Below are 15,571 nucleotides of genomic sequence, written 5' to 3' on the forward strand. Positions count from 1 at the left end.
GCTGGTTGACTGACCTGGTGACAACGGTGGAGAAGCCCGGCTCCGCGGCCCGGGCGGTGGAGCAGCTGCGCAGTTCGATGATCAACGGCGAGCTGGCGCCGGGCACCCGGCTGTCCGAGTCCTCGCTGACCGGTCCGCTGGGCGTCTCCCGCAACACGCTGCGGGAGGCTTTCTCGACGCTGGTCGAGGAGGGGCTGCTGGTCCGCCGGCCGCACCGGGGCGTCTTCGTGGCCACCCTGAGCTCGGCGCAGATCGCGGACATCTACCGGGTACGCGTCCTGCTGGAATGCTCGGCGCTGGAGCAGGCCCCGACAGATCCGCCCCGCGCCGCCGGAATGCGGGCCGCGGTCGACGAGGCCCGGCGCGGGGTCGCGGCCGGTGACTGGCGCGCGGTGGGCACGGCCAACATGCACTTCCACGAGCAGATCGTGGCGCTGGCCGGCAGTCCGCGGCTGGACGGCTGGATGCGCCAGCTGACCGCCGAGCTGCGGCTGGCCTTCGCCGCCGCGCCGAACATCGAAGCGCTGCACCGGCCGTTCGTCGCGATGAACGACGAGATCGCCACGACCTACGAGGACGGCCAGGCCCGCGAGGCGGCGGCGCTGCTGCGCGACTACCTGCTCACCTCCGAACGCGTGGTCCTGGGCCACCTGCCCTGAGCCGGCCGGCTGCCTCAGCGCGCCATGTCTCAGCGCGCACTGTCTCAGCGCGCACTGTCTCAGCGCGCAGGCAGCAGGTCACGCAGGCCGAAGCCGTCCTCGACCACGGCGTCCGGCTCCGGGAAGGCGGCCGGGTCCTCACGGTCGGTGCGTGCCGACCGCATCAGGATGGCCGCCGCGGCGTCGGCCCGCCGGGCACACACGACGTCACGCCGGCGGCTGTCCCCGACGAACCAGCACTTCTCCGCGCGTACCCCGAGGTCGCGGGCGGCGCGCCAGATCATCTCCGGGTTCGGCTTGCGGACGCCCGCCTCGTCGCTGTAGATCTGCACCCCGAAGAGACCGCCGATGCCGGCCTTGGTGAGGAAGTCACGGTGCGCGGCCCCGCACAGTGTGTTGCTGACGACGGCCATCGGCAGCTCCGCGGCGCGGGCTGCCCGCAACGCCTCCGGGATGCCCGGGCGCAGGGCCCACGTCGAACGCCAGGCCCAGTCGTAGCTGAGCTTCGTGGCATGCATGCGTACGGCGTCCTGAGCCCGCCGCGGCCAGTCCCCGGTGACGAAACGCTGCCAGACCTCGGCCTGCCCGAGCTCATCGGGATGGTCCTCGTCCCGCCACCGCGCGTACGCGTGATGCCCGGCGGTCAGCGACCGGTTGATCTCCCCGGGCGTCAGCACCCCGTCGGTCACGTTGTAGAGCCGCAGCACCAGCTCGGGTGGCGCCGGATCCTGCGGCGGGGCGTCGGCGAGCACACCACCGAAGTCGAGAAGCAGGGCGGCCGGAACGCTCAGCATGCTGCCAACCTATCGAGGCGAACCTATCGGCCGCCGTCCGCCCGCAGCGTCCACGCGCGCACCCCGCCGACGATGCCGGCGGTGTTGGGCACCACCACGACGTCGTCGCCCATCCGGGCGAGCTGGGTCGGCGTGATCAGCCGCGAGTTGCCGCCGCCCAGGTAGATGCGGTCCCAGAGGAACACCGGGCGCAGCCCCTCCACCACGTTGCGGACCCGCCGGGACCAGAGCGCGTCACCGAGCCGGCGCCGCTCGTGCTCGCCGATGTACGTGTCGTAACTCATCCCCCACCGCACCGGCGCCTGCGACATCTCCAGGTGCGGGGCGAGCTGGCCACCGTCGAACAGCGCGCAGCCCAGCCCGGTGCCCAGGGTCAGGATCAGCTCGCAGCCGGTGCCGGCGACCACCCCGGCGCCGTGCACCTCGGCGTCGTTGAGCACCAGCGTGGGCAGCCCGAACGCCTCGGCCAGCGCGGTCCGCGCGTCGAAACCGTGCCAGGCGTCGACCAGCTCCGGATCCACCTTCGTCCGGGGGCCGCTGCGGGTCACGTAGTGCGGCGTCGCGACCACCACCCCATGGCGCAGCATGCCGGGCATCCCGACGGTCACCCGGTCCGCGGACGGCAGCCGTTCGCCCAGCTCGACCAGCATCTTGACGAACAGGTCGGGGGGCAGCGGATACGGCGTCGGGACACGCAACGGCTGGGCGCGCATCGTGCCGGCCTCGTCGAGCACCGACCCCTTGATGCCACCGCCGCCGCAGTCGATCGTCAACGTGAAAGCCACGCCCCAGTGTGCAACGTGCGTCCGGCGGATGACAGTCAGAACCTCGCGAACGATCGGATGGGCATCCGCGGGCCGAACTTGGGGGCGCTGATCCCGCCGGCCGCGAGCAGGTCGCACACCCGCCCGCGGTGCCCGGCGTACGGCTCCAGCAGCTCCAGCATCCGGGCGTCGGTGCCGCGGGCCTCGCCGGCCAGCGCCCAGGCCACCGTGTTGGGGATGTGGAAGTCGCCGACGCTCACCGCGTCCGCGTCGCCGTACGTGGTGCGGACCACCTCGGCCGCCGTCCACGGGCCGATGCCCGGGATCGCGGTGAGCCGGCGGGTGGCCTCGGCGCTGTCGGCGCACTGCTCCAGCCGGGCGGCGACCACGGCCGCCCGTTGCAGAGCCTGGGTGCGGCGCTGCTCGACGCCGAAGGGATGGAAGGTCCAGTACGGCGTCGCGGCGACGGCCTGCGGGTCGGGCGGCAGCACCAGCCCGGCCGGGCCCGGCGCCGGCTCGCCGAAGTGCTTGACGATCGCCCGGTACGCCCGGTGTGCCTCGATGCCGGTCACTTTCTGCTCCAGGATCGCCCGGAGCAGCCGGTGGAAAACCTGGCCGGTGGCGGGGAAACGTACCCCCGAAAAGGTCCTGGCCAGCCGCGCGACCACCGGGTGCGCGGCCGCCCGGGCCGGGAAGTCGCCGAGGTCGTCGCGCAGGCCGGCGATCGCGTCCGCGCGATCGACCAGCCAGGCCGCGCCGGGCCCGTGCCCGGTCGCGGTGAGCTCCGCGCCGGCCCGGGCGAGATGCAAAGAGCCAGGACCCTCAGGGGTACGCGCGGAGAGCCAGAAGTCGCGGTCGTCGAACGTGCCGCAGGGGTCGTAGCGGACGACGAGCAGGGACCGCACCGTACGGGTGAAGTGGTAGCCGTCCGGCAGCTGCAGCCGGCGCGTCGTCGTCACCCGGGACACTGTGCCACCATCCGGCCGCCCGGGCCACCTTCCGCGCGCCGGGTCACTTCCGGCCGCCCGGCCGACCGTCCCGGGCGCGGACATGCCGATGGCCCTGACCGCGCTCCTGGTCAGGGCCATCGGTGCGGGTTGGCGGACACCCGAGTCGGTCCGCGTCACCCGGTAGCGGAGCTGCGTAGCTCGGCTCGAGCGGTCCCGCGCCTCCTTTCGTCAGCCGATTCCTTACCCGAACCGCCTGCCGCAGGTCTTGCCGTCCTCAGGGGGGTGGACGGCGGCCGGTCCCGATGGGGGGTCCCTCGCGGGGCGGCGTCACCTCAGGTGGCGCGCCCCGCGGGGTTCGGTCCCGGTGCGGCAGGGCTCCGTACTCAGTTGTTCTGGTTCTGGCCGTTCCGGTTCTGGCCGTTGTTGTTGCCACCCTGCTGGCCACCCTGATCCTGCTGACCGCCCTGGTTCTGGTCGCCACCCTGGTTCTGGTCGCCGCCCTGGTTCTGGTCACCCTGGTCCTGGTCGCCCTGGTCCTGGTTGCCGCCGCCGCCGACCCGGATGCGCACCGCGTCGAAGGCGGGGGTCTGGTTGGCGCGCTGCATCATCGGAATGCGGTGCGAACCGTCACCGGCCCACGAGGCGCACTGTGCATCGCCCTCGGTCGGCAACCCGGCGACCTGGATGGTCACGGTGTCGGGGGCGCGGCCACCCTGCTTGTCCTCGGTCGCCACGAAGAACGCGGGGACCGGAGCCGGGTCGGGAGCCTCGTTGGTGCTGGCCAGCATGCGGCAGGCGGTGTGGAAGTGACCCCGGACGATGCCGTCCTGCAGGACCGAGCTCTCCACGTAGTACCCGCCCTGGCCGGCCGCGAGGAAGCGGTCGCGGATCAGGTTGCGGGTGCTCACCTTGAGGGTGAACGGCGTGTTCGGGGCGACCTCGGTGGGCGCCTCGGTGATCAGCAGCGACGGGTTGTTCTCCTGCGCGCCGACCTCACCGAACTCGGTCGAGACACAACGGTTGCCGTTCTGGAAGCCGTCGTGCGCGGTCAGCTGGCTGCCGTCACAGCTGTTGGCCAGGATGCCCAGACCAGCGCCCGGGGGCGGGGTCGCGCCGCCGCCGTTGTTGCCACCGTTGTTGTTGCCACCGTTGTTGTTGCCACCGCCGTTGTTGCCACCGTTGTTGTTGCCACCGGTGTTGCCGCCCTCGCCGGCGTTGGTGCCGTTGCTGGCCGAGGGGGCCGGGGACGCGGCGCCGCCGTTGTTGTTGCCGCCGTTGTTGTTGCCGCCGCCGCTGTTGTTGCCGGCGTTCTGCATGACCCACTGCCGGCAGCGGGCCCGCATCTGCGCGGTCGTCGGCACGTCGCCCGCGCCGTCGTCCGCGTGCTGGGTCACCTTGCCACCGTTGGTGGTGTAGGTGCCCTTCTTGGTCTTGGTCGACAACTTCGACGACTTCGGAGCCTGGATGTTGTTACAGGCGGCCAGAGCACGCTGGGTGGAACGCTTCGTGCTCGCGTCCGAGACCTGCGTGACGGTGACAATGCCGCCGAAGGCAACCAGGGTGGCTACCGCGGCGATGATCCGGCGCCGACCGGTGAACCACTTTGATTTCGAGGATTCGCGCCGGTACTGCGACCTTCGCATGGTGACACCTTTCTCTGTCGCACACGTGGCGGGCGGTGGAGCAGCCGCCTGGGGGTGATGCCGTACGGCCTGGTCGGCTGGCCAGGTCGGACCGTCCGCGGGCTATCGCGTCCGGAAGATGCGCATGGTGGTGATCACACCGGCCACGAGGGCACCGGCGAGAACGAGGAGGATGACCGAGGTGTTCACGCCCGGTACACCGCCGGCGCCCGCGGCTGCGAGCATCGCGTTGTCGACCGGAACCGGGCCGTTGTCGGCCGGCGCCGCCGCCGTCGGCAGCGCGCCGTAGTCGACGATGCCGCTACCTTCCAGCAACGTCATGTGGGTCATCACGAACTGGTTCGTCTGCTGCGCCAGCTTGCGGACCGCGTCGTTGCGCGTGCTGGCCCGGATGGTCGCGATGGCGGGGAAGATCTTGCCGTGCGCGGCGCGCAGCCGGTCGATGTAAACCTGATCGAAGACCTCGGACGACGGCGCGTTCTTCATCTCGTTGAGCCAGCCCTGCTGGTCGCTGTTCGGCTGGTTCGGCAGTGCGATGCCCAGCTTCTTGGCGACCGCGATGTCGAGCTTGTCCAGCACGACATGCTGGGCGGAGATGGAGCGGCCGATCTTCTTGATATCCGGGTTCTCGGACTTCTCCACGGCCATGTTGCCCGCCGGGATCTCCCACAGACCGGCCAGGCGGACCTTGATGACGAAGTCACGGTCGGCCGCGCTGGCAGTGCCGCCCTTGTTGGAACCGATGTTCTCCGGCGGGACCGGTACGGGGCCGGGTTCCGCGGCACGGGCCATTCCGGCCGGCGCCAGCAGGACCGTCAGGACCATTGCCAGGACGCCCACCAGCCAGCGGTGCAGCCGGCGCGAGGAGCGGGCGGCAATCATCTTTCACACCTCCGACAACGATTCGGGTAAACAATTTCGGTGGCCTGTCGGCCGATCGAGCGAAACGCTACGAGAAGCGTTTCGTGGCGGGCCCGCCGATGCGATGTATTTAGGCCCGAATTAACGAAGACTTATAGCGGTTCCGGTCTTTCGCGGTGGTGGCCGGCCGACGCCGTGGACGTCGACCGGCCGCCACCCGTACAGGTCGATCAGTAGCTGTAGTCGGAGCCTGACTCCGCGCTGCCGGCGTCACCGGACGAGTCGCTGCCGCCCTCTTCCTCGTCGTCCGCGGGCGGTGCGACAGCCTTGGACGGGGCCGGGAGGCAGGTCAGGTTCTTCTTGCCTTCGGGAGTGATGACGAACCACTTCTTGCCGACGTTCTGGCCCTTCCACTGACCGGCCTTCTTGTCGCCGATGTAGGTGTACACCGGCCACTTGTCGATGGTCAGCTGGAGCGTGCCGTCCTCGCGGGTCACGGTGCCGACCTTGTCCGCGTCGACGCCCTTCAGCTTGGGCTTCTCACCCTTGTTGATGACCGCGGGCGGCCACACCTTGGCGCAGTCACCGTTGCACTCGGAGACGACCTCGGGCTTCACCTTGTCGTCGTCGAAGCGGTACAGCACGAAGCCGTCCTCGTTCTGGACCGTCTCGCCCATCCGCTTGACCTTGGCCGCGGTCAGCTCGGAGGTGACCTCGTCCTCGCTGAGCTCCGGGGCGTCGGCCTCGTCACCCTCGGGGGCGTCACCGTCCGGCTCCGCGGTGGGATTCGGGGTGGCGGTCGCGTCGACAGCGTTGGCCGCCGGCTCCGCGCCGTAGTCGCTGGCGTTGTCCAGTCCCGCCGGGGCGCAACCGGTCAGCACGAACGCCGCCGCGATAGAGGCGCCGACGACCTTCAACTTCCGCTTCTCCGGTACCACTGGTGCCCTCCAACTGGGATCGTCGATCTCCGTGTTCGGGCTGTAGTACGCGCCGGCGCCGCCGGCGGTTGAAGAATCGGGCCAATCAATTTCTCTGAATTTGGATTGAACCGAACGCCGGCGCGATACGTGATTGAGTGGCCCACCTGCACCTTTGTCGCACAGCGTGCCGGGCCTATTAGCAATCAGTAATTGCGCGACGAGCCTCATTCATTTTTGCCCCGCCCGGAAACAGCGAAGCCCGGCCGCGCTGACGCGGCCGGGCTGCACAAAGTTGTCTCGGATCAGGGCACGCGGACCAGGGTCTCCGTGCCGCCCTTGTCGTCCACCGACTGGATCTGCAGGAAGGCGATGTCCGCCCGCGGCAGTGCCGTGACGGCCTGCAGCAGCAGCGGCTCGGGCTGCGCGGCCGTGCCCCAGCCCTTGTCGCCGACCTTCCAGGACGACAGCACCTCCGAGGCGCCGTCCCGCCGGACCACGACGAGCCGGCAGGTCAGCGGACCCTTGATGTTGGAGACCGCGAACGACACCTGGGTGCCCCAGTCCTTGGCCTCCAGGCCCACGTCGGCGCTGACCCCGCTGCGCGGATCCGTGCCGCCGATCCGCTCGCCCACCAGGTCCGGCCCACCGATACCGGTGCCGCCCTCGGCGGCCGGCAGCGGATCGAGCTGCTTGCTCGACCGGGCCTGCTGGTTCGGGTTCTGCGGGTCGGAGTTGCCGAGCCACTGGCCCCCGGCGAAGAGCGCGCCGATGGAGAGCATCGCGAAGACCACGACCGCCGCGGCCAGCGAGTAGAGCCGCCGGCTGTTGGCCCGGCGACGCTCCCGCTTCACCTCACCGATCATCGTCTTGAGCATCAGGCCGTCCCGGCGCGACTGCTCGGTCGCCACCAGGGCGTCCGCGTCCACGTCCGAGAGGATGTCCACGACCGGCAGCAGCGACTCGAGCTCGATGGCGCAGGCCGGGCAGTCGATCAGGTGATCCTCGAAGCGGGAGGCGTCACGCTCGTCGAGCACGCCCAGCGCGTACGACGCGACGTCGAAGTGTTGTTCCTGGGTCATTCCGTCACCCCCCGCTGCTGCAAGGCCGTACGCAGGGCCCGCAGGGCGTAGTACACACGAGACTTGGCAGTGCCCAGCGGCAGGCCGAGAACCTCGGCCGCCTCCGGAACAGTCTTGCCGCGGAAGTACGTCTCGACCAGGATCTCACGGTGCGACTGGCTGAGCGTACGGAGCGCGTCGGTCACGGTCATGAGCTGCAACACGCGGTCGGTGTCGTCGGCGGTGCTGGGAAAACTCTCCAGCTCCCGGTCGTACGTCTCCGGTGGCCGGGCGCTCACGCTGCGGTGATCGTCGATGGCGATGCGCCGGGCGACGGTGACCAGCCACGGACGCAACGACTGCTGGCCCTGGGCACCGAGCCGGTGCGCGTTGCGCCAGGCCCGCAGGAGCGTCTCCTGCACGATGTCCTCGGCCCGCTGCCGGTCGCCGCCGGTGAGCCGCAGCACGAACATCAGCAGGGGACCCGCGTGCTCCTCGTAGAGCATGCGGACAAGCGTGTCCTCGTGGCTCGCCGTCTCCGACGCAGCCCCGTGCCGGGCCTGTCGTGGAATCACGGCATCATCATTGTCCGCACCACGGCCTCCGTCGAGAGCCTGCCACCTACCACCGGACCGCTGCTGCGTCATCGCGCACACCCTGTCCGGCGTGAGCCGCTCCATGACCAACGCATGCATCGAATCCTCCAGCCGGTGCTTTCCCCGTCGCCTGTCATACGGCTCGGAACACCGGCCGGGATCAAAGCGAACGGGAAAATTTCCGGAAGCCCGAGGGGCCGGCCGGCAGCGAGGCGCAGTTGCAAGAGATTCCTCCGGGTCCAAGCCACGAGGGGGCGCGACTTTCATGCATAGACACCGATATGTACTCGGGGGCACGCGAATAATACTCAGCAAGCCGGTGAGGACGACAGACGCGGAGTCCGCCATCGGCTCGCCGGAGGCGGCTCTTGGTCGCGGCGGGTGCGGGTGCCCTCACCGGCTGTTGGCATTTGGCCAAGAGGCTGGGCGGGGGTGGGGTCTGGTGCGGGCAGTGCCGGGCCGCGTGGCCAGCGTAAACCGACCGGTCCGCCAGGATGGGGGCGCGAACGGTCAGCGGCCTGTGCGTCCCGGAAAACTCACAAAGATTCCGAATCGCCCACCGGACGTTTCCGCGGCGTTCGGGCTGCCCTGCCCTGCCCGGGCCTGGCCGAACCGAACCGCCGCCGGCCCCGGGACAGCGAAGTGAGCGGTCCCGGCATGCCCGGCCGCAACCGGACCGCCGCCCTCCCCGCTCAACGGAAGTGGGCTTCCTTGGCCGTCCCCGCCAGACCGGTCCGCCGTAGCCTCGGGCGACGAAGTGGGCGGCCTCGGCCATCGCGCCAGACCGGTCCGCCGTAGCCTCGGGCGACGGAAGTGGGCGGCCTCGGCCATCGCGCCAGACCGGGCCGCCCCAGCCTCGGGCGACGGAAGTGGGCGGCCTCGGCCGTCGCGCCAGACCGGGCCGCCTCAGCCTCGGGCGACGGAAGTGGGCGGTTCCAGCCATACCGCCGGGTTCGGCCCAACTGGTCCGCCGCCAGCCCGGCGGCGCGACCATCACGCCAGCCCGGGCAGCGGAGTGGGCGGCCTCGGCCATCCGGCCCAGCTGCGCCGGTGGGTTCGGTGCCGCACGCCGTACCGGTCGGTCAGGCTGCAGCCCGCCCGGGCAGCCGGTCGGGATGGCTGTCGTTTCCGTCCAAGACGGCGGCCGTGGCCGCGTTCTAGCGTGGATCCGACCGCTCCCCCGAGCATGAGGAGACAGCACCATGCGTGACCTGGTCTACACCGGTTTCATGTCGCTGGACGGCGTCGTGGACTCGCCCGGCGGCGGGCCGGGCGAGGAGCATCGCAGCGGCGGCTGGGTGGTCAAGGACCTCGAGTTCGTCCCGGAGGCCTGGTCGCTGAAGGGTGAGGAACTCGCCGACACCACGGCGCTGATGTTCGGCCGCCGCAGCTACCAGGCGTTCGCGCCGGTCTGGCCCGGTTCCGACGACCACGCCGCTTACAAGGACCTGCCCAAGTTCGTCGTGTCGAGCACGCTGACCGACGACGCCCTGGTCGACGGATGGGGTCCGACGACGGTCCTGCACTCGACCGAGGATGTCGCCGAGCTCAAGCGGGGCGAAGGCGGCGCGATCTTCATCCACGGGAGCGCGGAGCTGGCTCGGCGGTTGTCGGACGCGGGCCTGATCGACCGGTACCACCTGCTCGTCTTTCCCGTGCTGCTCGGTGGCGGGAAGAGCTTGTTCGGCCGGGCCGACCGGGACAAGCACATGCTCACGCTGCGGGAGTCGGAGAGCTACTCGAACGGGATCCTCAAGCTGGTCTACGACGTCAAGCGCTGATCCAGGTCGAGGGCGATCGCACCGCCGTCGCCCTCGCGCAGCTGCCTAGCGGTGCGTCCGACGTAGGAGCGCAGTGCCCGGGCCAGGTGTGGCTCGTCGAAGTAGTCGAGCTTGGCGACGACCTCGGCGGCCGGGTCGCCGGCCGCCAGCAGCTCCGCCGCTGTGCGGGCCCGCTCGATCTGCCGGACCGCGCCCCGGGTCATTCCGGTCGCGGCGCGGAACCGGCGTTCGACCGTACGCTCAGAGACGTCCGGGCGGTGACCACGCAGCACGTCGGCGACGAGCGGGTCCCGGACCACGATCCCGGCCCGGACAAGACGCGCGACGAGGGCCTCAGCGTCGTCGGGGCCGGGCGTCTCCCAGCGCGCGCCGTCCAGCCGGAACGTCCGGCGGGTGGTGTCGGGAAGCTCGATACCACCGTCGATCAGCGCCGGCGTGGGCACGGCCCGCAACGAGGTGCCGACGGCGAACTCGATACCCGTGAAGATCGCGCCCTCCGGCACGGGCGCCGTGCCGGTCCGGGTCTCCGGACCGGTGATACCCGCATATGCCTGGCCGGCCTGCGTCCAGAACACCAGGCCCCAGCGCACCCCGGCGACGGACGTCATCGCGGTGACCTGCTCGCTCGCGCAGGTCCACACGGCGTCGACCCACGGAGAGTCGGACCGTCGCGTCTCGAACCGCAGTCCCACGGGCAGAAGATACGCTGCCCGGCCGCGGGTGTGGTCAGCACGCAGCGGAGACCAGCCCGTGGCGGGCAGCGCGCCCAGCCAGCGGCACAGTAGGCAACACAACGCGATCAGCCGCAGCCCACGCGCCCAGCCAGCGGCACGGCAAGCGGCGAGCCAGCCAGCCAGCCGGCGCGATCAGCGCGTGGCGGATTCAGCAGGCGGCGAGGTCAGCGGCTCCGGGCGGTGGCCAGGGTCAGGGCGCGGTGCAGCACCCGCGCGTCACCCAGCATCCCCCGCAGGCGCCGCTCCAGCCCCGCGATCGGCACCAGATTCTGCGGTGCGCGAGGGTCCTTGTAGGACGATGAGGCGAACCTCGGCAGAGTCGCGGACGACAGATCCGCCAGCTCGATCGCCTCGGCCGGGGTCAGGTCCGGGGAGCACTCGATCCGCACGATGCCCGACCACGGCGCTCCCGAGGCCCCCGGCAACCTGAGATACCAGGACCAGCCGCCCCATACCGTGCCCAGCTGGAAGACCGGTGTGCGCTGGGTCGGCCGCAGTGAGGTCACCACGGCGGTCAGTGCCGCAGGCAGGTACTGCTTCTGCTGCGTCTTCACATAGCCGATCGTGCGGGGCAGCTGCCTCCTGTTGCGCAACGGGCCGTCCACCACCAGCAGGTCCGCGCCGTCCGAGCCGCCGTCGCGGGCCGCGCCGGAGATGTCGATCTCCAGGGCGGTCAGGGGCGCCTGGACCGCGGCCGGCAGCTTGCTCGCCTCGCCGGTGCCGCTGACCCGGTGCACTTCGTAGCGGACCGAGCCTGCTTGGAGGTCCTCCGCGCTCGGCGAGGCGGTGAACAGACCTCGGGCCACGCGTGCTCCGGCGAGCTCCGCGATGCCGTTGCGGAGGTCGCAGCGCACTACGCCGGCGGCGTACGAGGCGGCCAGGCCGGCGTACGACAGGCCGTCCTCCTCGGCCGTCCAGAGGCCGGCATCGTTGCGGCGGACGCCGTCGACGAGGAACACCACGTCGGGGCAGCGGACCCGGGACGAGACGTCGATCGGGGCCCACTGGTCGGCGGGCACCTCGACGTCCGTGTCGACCTGCGCGCTGCTGGGCGACGCCGGGCCGTCCGACGAGTCGCCCTCGAACGACGCCCCGTACGACGGATCCCAGGCGTCGACGAACATCCGCGTCACAGACCAACCCTTTCCACATGAGCCGTACGGGCGTCCTTGTGCACCTCGAACCGCACCGGTACGCGTTCCGCCAGCGCGTTGACGTGGGTGACCACCCCGACCATCCGGTCCCCGCGGGCGGCCAGGTTTTCCAGGGTCGCCGCCACCACGTCCAGCGTCGCCGCGTCCAGGGTGCCGAAGCCCTCGTCGAGCACGATCGACTCCAGGCTGGCCGCCGTCGTCGACATGCCGGCCAGTTGCTCGGAGAGGGCGAGCGCCAGCGCGAGGGACGCCTGGAACGTCTCGCCGCCGGACAGGGTGCGGACCCCGCGCCGCAGGCCCGCGTCGTGGTGGTCGATGACGAAGAACTCACCCTTGTCGTGCATCAGGTCGTACTGTCCCCCGGTCAGCTCGCGCAGGATCCGCGACGCGCCGTCGACGAGCAGATCCAGTGCCTCCTCGAGCAGCCAGCGCTCGAAGTTGTTGGCCCGCAGGTGACCGGCCAGGGCCTTGGCCACCCGGCCGTCGCGCAGCAGGGTGGCGCGCTGCTCGGCGAGCTCCCTGGCCTGCTCGCGGCGGTCGACCAGCCGCTGCCACGCCGCCTCGGCCCGTTCGGCGGCCACCGCGGCGGCCCGGATGAGGTCGGCGTCGGCACCGCCGGAGGGCGCATGAAGCCCGGCGTCGGTGAACAGGGTCAGCACGGCCGCGCGGGCCTGCTGGGTCTCCGCGTGCGCGGCCTCGACCGCCGCCGCGGCCTCGGCGCGGGCTTCCTCCCGCTCCTGGGCGGACGTGCGCGCCCACTCGACCAGCGTGGACCAGGCCGCGGCGAGGTCGTCCCGGTCGGCCGGCGGGGGCGAGAACCGGGCCACCGCGTCGCGGACCGTGTCGAACGAACGCCAGGCCGTACGCTGCTGCTCGTCGGCCGCCGCGACCGCCGCGTGCGCCCGCCGCTGGGTGTCGCGGGCCTCGCGGACCGCCGCACCGGCGTGGTCGAGCTTCTTCTGCAGTTTGGTGAGCTCCTCCAGCTGCCGGCGCAGGGCGTCGACGCCGGGCGAGTCGGCCAGCGCGGCGCGCACCTCGGTGAGCCGGGACCGGTGCTGCTCCAGCTGGGCACGCTTGCGGTCGAGGCCGCGCTCGAGCTCCCGGGCCACGGCGTCGCGCTGCTTGAACGCCGTCGACGCCACGTCTGCCGCCGCCCGGGCCGCCTTGCCCGTGCGCTCGGCGGCCTGGACCGCCGAGCCCTCCGGCATCGGTGGTACCTCGGTCACCGGCTGGGCGCACACCGGGCAGTCGTGACCGGCCGTCAGGTGCGCCCGCAGAGCGGCCGCGCGGTCCAGGGTCTGGGCCTCGGCGTATTCCAGGCGGGCCTGCTCCAGCAGCTGCTCGGCGCCGGTGTGCGCGGCCCGGGCCAGGTCGGCGGCCGCCACGGCGTCCTGGTATTCGACCTCGGCCACGGAGACCTCGCCCGCGAACCACTCCGCCTGGCCGGTCAGCCTGTCCAGTTCGAGGTGGCGGTCCAGCAGCAGACCGAGCGAGCCCGCGTCACCGGCGGCGGCCAGCTCACCCCGTACCTTTTCTTCGCGCTCCTCGGCCGCGCGCACGCCCGCCGCCGCCTGCTCGGCGCCGGCCCGGGCGGCGGCCGCGGCCTCGGCGACCTTGGCGCTGCCGGCCGGCATCCTGACCCGGGCGAGCACGGCCAGCTCGCCGGCGATCGCGTCGCGGGCCGCGGCCAGCTCGGTCTCGCGGGCCCGGACGACGCTGAGCTGGGGCACCGCCTGCTCGACGGCCCGGGTCAGCTCGCGCATCGCGGTCAGGCGGGTCTCGGCGGCGTCGACCGCCTCGTCGTCGGCGTCGGTCAGGCCGGCCAGCAGCTGGTCGAGGGTGGCCAGCTGGGCCTCCGCCTTCGTCGCGCGGGTCGAGGCCTTGGCCTGGACCTCCTCGTAGACGTGCAGGCCGAGCAGGTTGACCAGGATCTGCTGGCGGGTGGCCGGCTTGGCGTGCAGGAAGTCGGCGAACTGGCCCTGGGGCAGGATCACGCAGCTGGTGAACTGCTCGTACGGCAGCCCGACGGCCTCGACGATCGCACTGTCCATCTCGGCCGGGGTCCCGGCGAGCACATCGCCGAGGTCCTCCAGGCTCATCCCGGTGTCGAGCCGGGTCACGTCGAAGCCCGGCGGCATGAGCTGCAGGCCCGCGCCGGCCGTCTTGACGTTGCCCCGGCCGTCGCGGCGCACCACCCGGGTCGCCACGTAGCGGGAACCGGCGGACTCGAAGACGAGCCGCACCCGGGCCTCGGTGGCCGAGGGCGCCAGCGCGTTGCCGATGCCGCGGCTGCCGCCCCAGCGGGGCACGCTGCCGTAGAGGGCGAAGCAGATGCCGTCGAGCACCGTGGACTTCCCCGAGCCGGTCGGCCCCACCAGCGCGAAATAGTCCGCGTCGGTGAAGTCGACCGTGGTCTCCTCCCGGAAGACCGTGAAACCGGCCATGTCGAGCCGTAGCGGCCTCATGAGTGGGTGCTCACCTCGTCGTAGAGCTCGTCGAAGAGTTCCCGGACGCCTTCCTCGGCGTTGCCGCGATTGTCCAGATAGTCGCCGAAGAGCTGGCGGGGGCTGCGCCCGGCGCGCTGCGCCATCCGCTCCCCGGCCCGGTCGGGGACCATGTCCGGATCGATGCGCACCTCCAGGGCGTTGGGCAGGAGCTCCTGGACGTCCTCGCGCAGCCCGACCCGTGGCGTCTCACGGACGAATACACGCAGCCAGGCATCCGGAAGGTTCACCGTGGCGAGCTGGTCGAGTGAGCCGCGCACCGTGCGCAGCGTCCTGGCCGAGGTCACGGGCACATCGCGGACTTTGGCCGCCTTCTCGGCCGAGACGTCCACGATCGCGACAGAGCTGATGTTCTCCTCCTCGCCGAAGTCGACGGCGAGCGGGCTGCCGCTGTAACGCACCGGGCAGGGGCCGATGACCGCCTGGGAACGGTGCAGGTGGCCCAGGGCGACGTAGTGCGTGCCGGGCGGGAAGACGGTGGCCGGGACCGCGTACCCCATGACGGTGTGGGCCTCGCGCTCGCCGCCACCGGCGCTGGCGCCGACCACGGTCAGGTGGGCGGTGAGCAGGTTGACCACGCCGGGCTCGCCGAAGTCCTCCGCGAGCCGGGCGATCAGCCGAGCGATGTGGTCGGCGTACGTCTGGCTGGCCTCGGCCGCGGTCAGCTCGTACATCTCCACGGCGCGGATCGCGTAGCGCTGGGAGAGGAACGGCAGCGCGGCCAGCCGCCAGCGCTCACCGCCGGCGGTCGTCCCGGTCAGGATCAGGTCGTCGGGCTTGTCGCGGACGGACCCGCGCAGCGTGATCCCGGCCGCCTCGGCCCACGGGCGCAGCGCGTCCAGCGCCTGGCCGTTGTCGTGGTTGCCGCCGATCGCGATCACCGTGGCGCCGGTCTGCCGCAGCGCGGACAGCGCCCGGGTCACCACGCGGACGGCGTCCGGCGAGGGCGCGGCCGTGTCGTAGAGGTCACCGGCGATGATCACGAGGTCGGGCTGCTCGGCCCGGGCGATCTCCACGACCTGGCCGAGCACCTTGATGTGTTCCTCGTGCCGGGTCCGGCCCTTCAGAACCTTTCCGACGTGCCAGTCGGATGTGTGCAAGATGCGCATCGCACTATCTTTCGCCGTTGGTGTGGACGTGCGCCGGAGGCGCC

Annotated in this window: 14 protein-coding genes; 2 read left to right on the forward strand and 12 right to left on the reverse strand. The window is 71.6% G+C overall.

The genetic code is table 11. The features are described 5' to 3' along the window. Nucleotides 1-17 precede the first annotated feature (17 nt). Nucleotides 18-659, forward strand: a complete 642-nt coding sequence (locus AB0C12_RS18625; protein WP_360549455.1) for a GntR family transcriptional regulator — start codon at nucleotides 18-20, stop codon at nucleotides 657-659. A gap of 59 nt (nucleotides 660-718) precedes the next feature. Here AB0C12_RS18625 and AB0C12_RS18630 read toward each other — a convergent pair whose 3' ends face one another. From AB0C12_RS18630 to AB0C12_RS18665, 8 genes are all read right to left on the reverse strand, one after another. Next, nucleotides 719-1,453 (reverse strand): HAD-IA family hydrolase, encoded by a 735-nt coding sequence (locus tag AB0C12_RS18630; RefSeq protein ID WP_360549457.1) that lies wholly within the window; start codon nucleotides 1,451-1,453, stop codon nucleotides 719-721. Nucleotides 1,454-1,476: 23 nt separating this feature from the next. Next, on the reverse strand, nucleotides 1,477-2,238 hold the full coding sequence (locus AB0C12_RS18635; RefSeq protein WP_360549459.1) for an ROK family protein: 762 nt from the start codon (nucleotides 2,236-2,238) through the stop codon (nucleotides 1,477-1,479). Nucleotides 2,239-2,273: 35 nt separating this feature from the next. After that, entirely contained in the window at nucleotides 2,274-3,122 is an 849-nt protein-coding gene (locus AB0C12_RS18640) for a DNA-3-methyladenine glycosylase 2 family protein (protein WP_360550519.1), read from the reverse strand. Between the two features lie 428 nt (nucleotides 3,123-3,550). Continuing rightward, the gene (locus AB0C12_RS18645) at nucleotides 3,551-4,810 is read right to left on the reverse strand and encodes a Pecanex-like protein 1 (protein ID WP_360549461.1); all 1,260 of its coding nucleotides are present in this window, start codon (nucleotides 4,808-4,810) and stop codon (nucleotides 3,551-3,553) included. A 102-nt stretch (nucleotides 4,811-4,912) separates the two neighbouring features. After that, nucleotides 4,913-5,692 carry a DUF4142 domain-containing protein gene (locus AB0C12_RS18650; RefSeq protein ID WP_360549462.1) on the reverse strand — a complete coding sequence of 260 codons (780 nt, stop codon included), beginning with the start codon at nucleotides 5,690-5,692 and terminating at the stop codon, nucleotides 4,913-4,915. Nucleotides 5,693-5,901: 209 nt separating this feature from the next. Beyond that, nucleotides 5,902-6,588 carry a hypothetical protein gene (locus AB0C12_RS18655; RefSeq protein ID WP_360549464.1) on the reverse strand — a complete coding sequence of 229 codons (687 nt, stop codon included), beginning with the start codon at nucleotides 6,586-6,588 and terminating at the stop codon, nucleotides 5,902-5,904. 305 nt (nucleotides 6,589-6,893) lie between these two features. Then, nucleotides 6,894-7,670 (reverse strand): zf-HC2 domain-containing protein, encoded by a 777-nt coding sequence (locus AB0C12_RS18660; protein ID WP_360549466.1) that lies wholly within the window; start codon nucleotides 7,668-7,670, stop codon nucleotides 6,894-6,896. Continuing rightward, nucleotides 7,667-8,344: a sigma-70 family RNA polymerase sigma factor gene (locus tag AB0C12_RS18665; protein ID WP_212987627.1), complete on the reverse strand. Its 678-nt coding sequence runs from the start codon at nucleotides 8,342-8,344 to the stop codon at nucleotides 7,667-7,669. The genes AB0C12_RS18660 and AB0C12_RS18665 overlap by 4 nt, the downstream gene beginning before the upstream one ends. A 1,103-nt stretch (nucleotides 8,345-9,447) precedes the next feature. On the opposite strand from AB0C12_RS18665, the gene AB0C12_RS18670 reads away from it, so the two are divergent. Then, entirely contained in the window at nucleotides 9,448-10,026 is a 579-nt protein-coding gene (locus AB0C12_RS18670) for a dihydrofolate reductase family protein (RefSeq protein WP_360549468.1), read from the forward strand. On the opposite strand, the gene AB0C12_RS18675 is transcribed toward AB0C12_RS18670, so the two are convergent. The 4 genes from AB0C12_RS18675 to AB0C12_RS18690 all read right to left on the reverse strand — a co-directional run bounded on the left by AB0C12_RS18675 (nucleotide 10,008) and on the right by AB0C12_RS18690 (nucleotide 15,527). Beyond that, on the reverse strand, nucleotides 10,008-10,718 hold the full coding sequence (locus AB0C12_RS18675) for a helix-turn-helix domain-containing protein (protein ID WP_360549470.1): 711 nt from the start codon (nucleotides 10,716-10,718) through the stop codon (nucleotides 10,008-10,010). The two genes, AB0C12_RS18670 and AB0C12_RS18675, sit on opposite strands and share 19 nt — an antisense overlap. A 206-nt stretch (nucleotides 10,719-10,924) precedes the next feature. Then, nucleotides 10,925-11,893: a hypothetical protein gene (locus tag AB0C12_RS18680; protein ID WP_360549472.1), complete on the reverse strand. Its 969-nt coding sequence runs from the start codon at nucleotides 11,891-11,893 to the stop codon at nucleotides 10,925-10,927. Continuing rightward, a complete protein-coding gene (locus tag AB0C12_RS18685) occupies nucleotides 11,890-14,379 on the reverse strand; it encodes an SMC family ATPase (RefSeq protein ID WP_360549474.1) in 2,490 nt (829 codons plus the stop codon). Before AB0C12_RS18685 ends, AB0C12_RS18680 begins: the two co-directional genes overlap by 4 nt. Next, nucleotides 14,376-15,527, reverse strand: coding sequence for an exonuclease SbcCD subunit D (locus AB0C12_RS18690; protein ID WP_360549476.1), 1,152 nt, complete (start codon nucleotides 15,525-15,527; stop codon nucleotides 14,376-14,378). Before AB0C12_RS18690 ends, AB0C12_RS18685 begins: the two co-directional genes overlap by 4 nt. Nucleotides 15,528-15,571: the final 44 nt, after the last annotated feature.

The organism is Actinoplanes sp. NPDC048967, assembly GCF_040649415.1.
Taxonomy (GTDB): domain Bacteria; phylum Actinomycetota; class Actinomycetes; order Mycobacteriales; family Micromonosporaceae; genus Actinoplanes.

Coding starts and splice junctions, on each gene's coding strand:
- AB0C12_RS18630 (WP_360549457.1), bottom strand. CDS start 1,453: ATGCTGAGCGTTCCGGCCGCCCTGCTTCTCGACTTCGGTGGTGTGCTC.
- AB0C12_RS18645 (WP_360549461.1), bottom strand. CDS start 4,810: ATGCGAAGGTCGCAGTACCGGCGCGAATCCTCGAAATCAAAGTGGTTC.
- AB0C12_RS18650 (WP_360549462.1), bottom strand. CDS start 5,692: ATGATTGCCGCCCGCTCCTCGCGCCGGCTGCACCGCTGGCTGGTGGGC.
- AB0C12_RS18660 (WP_360549466.1), bottom strand. CDS start 7,670: ATGACCCAGGAACAACACTTCGACGTCGCGTCGTACGCGCTGGGCGTG.
- AB0C12_RS18665 (WP_212987627.1), bottom strand. CDS start 8,344: ATGCATGCGTTGGTCATGGAGCGGCTCACGCCGGACAGGGTGTGCGCG.
- AB0C12_RS18670 (WP_360549468.1), top strand. CDS start 9,448: ATGCGTGACCTGGTCTACACCGGTTTCATGTCGCTGGACGGCGTCGTG.
- AB0C12_RS18685 (WP_360549474.1), bottom strand. CDS start 14,379: ATGAGGCCGCTACGGCTCGACATGGCCGGTTTCACGGTCTTCCGGGAG.
- AB0C12_RS18690 (WP_360549476.1), bottom strand. CDS start 15,527: ATGCGCATCTTGCACACATCCGACTGGCACGTCGGAAAGGTTCTGAAG.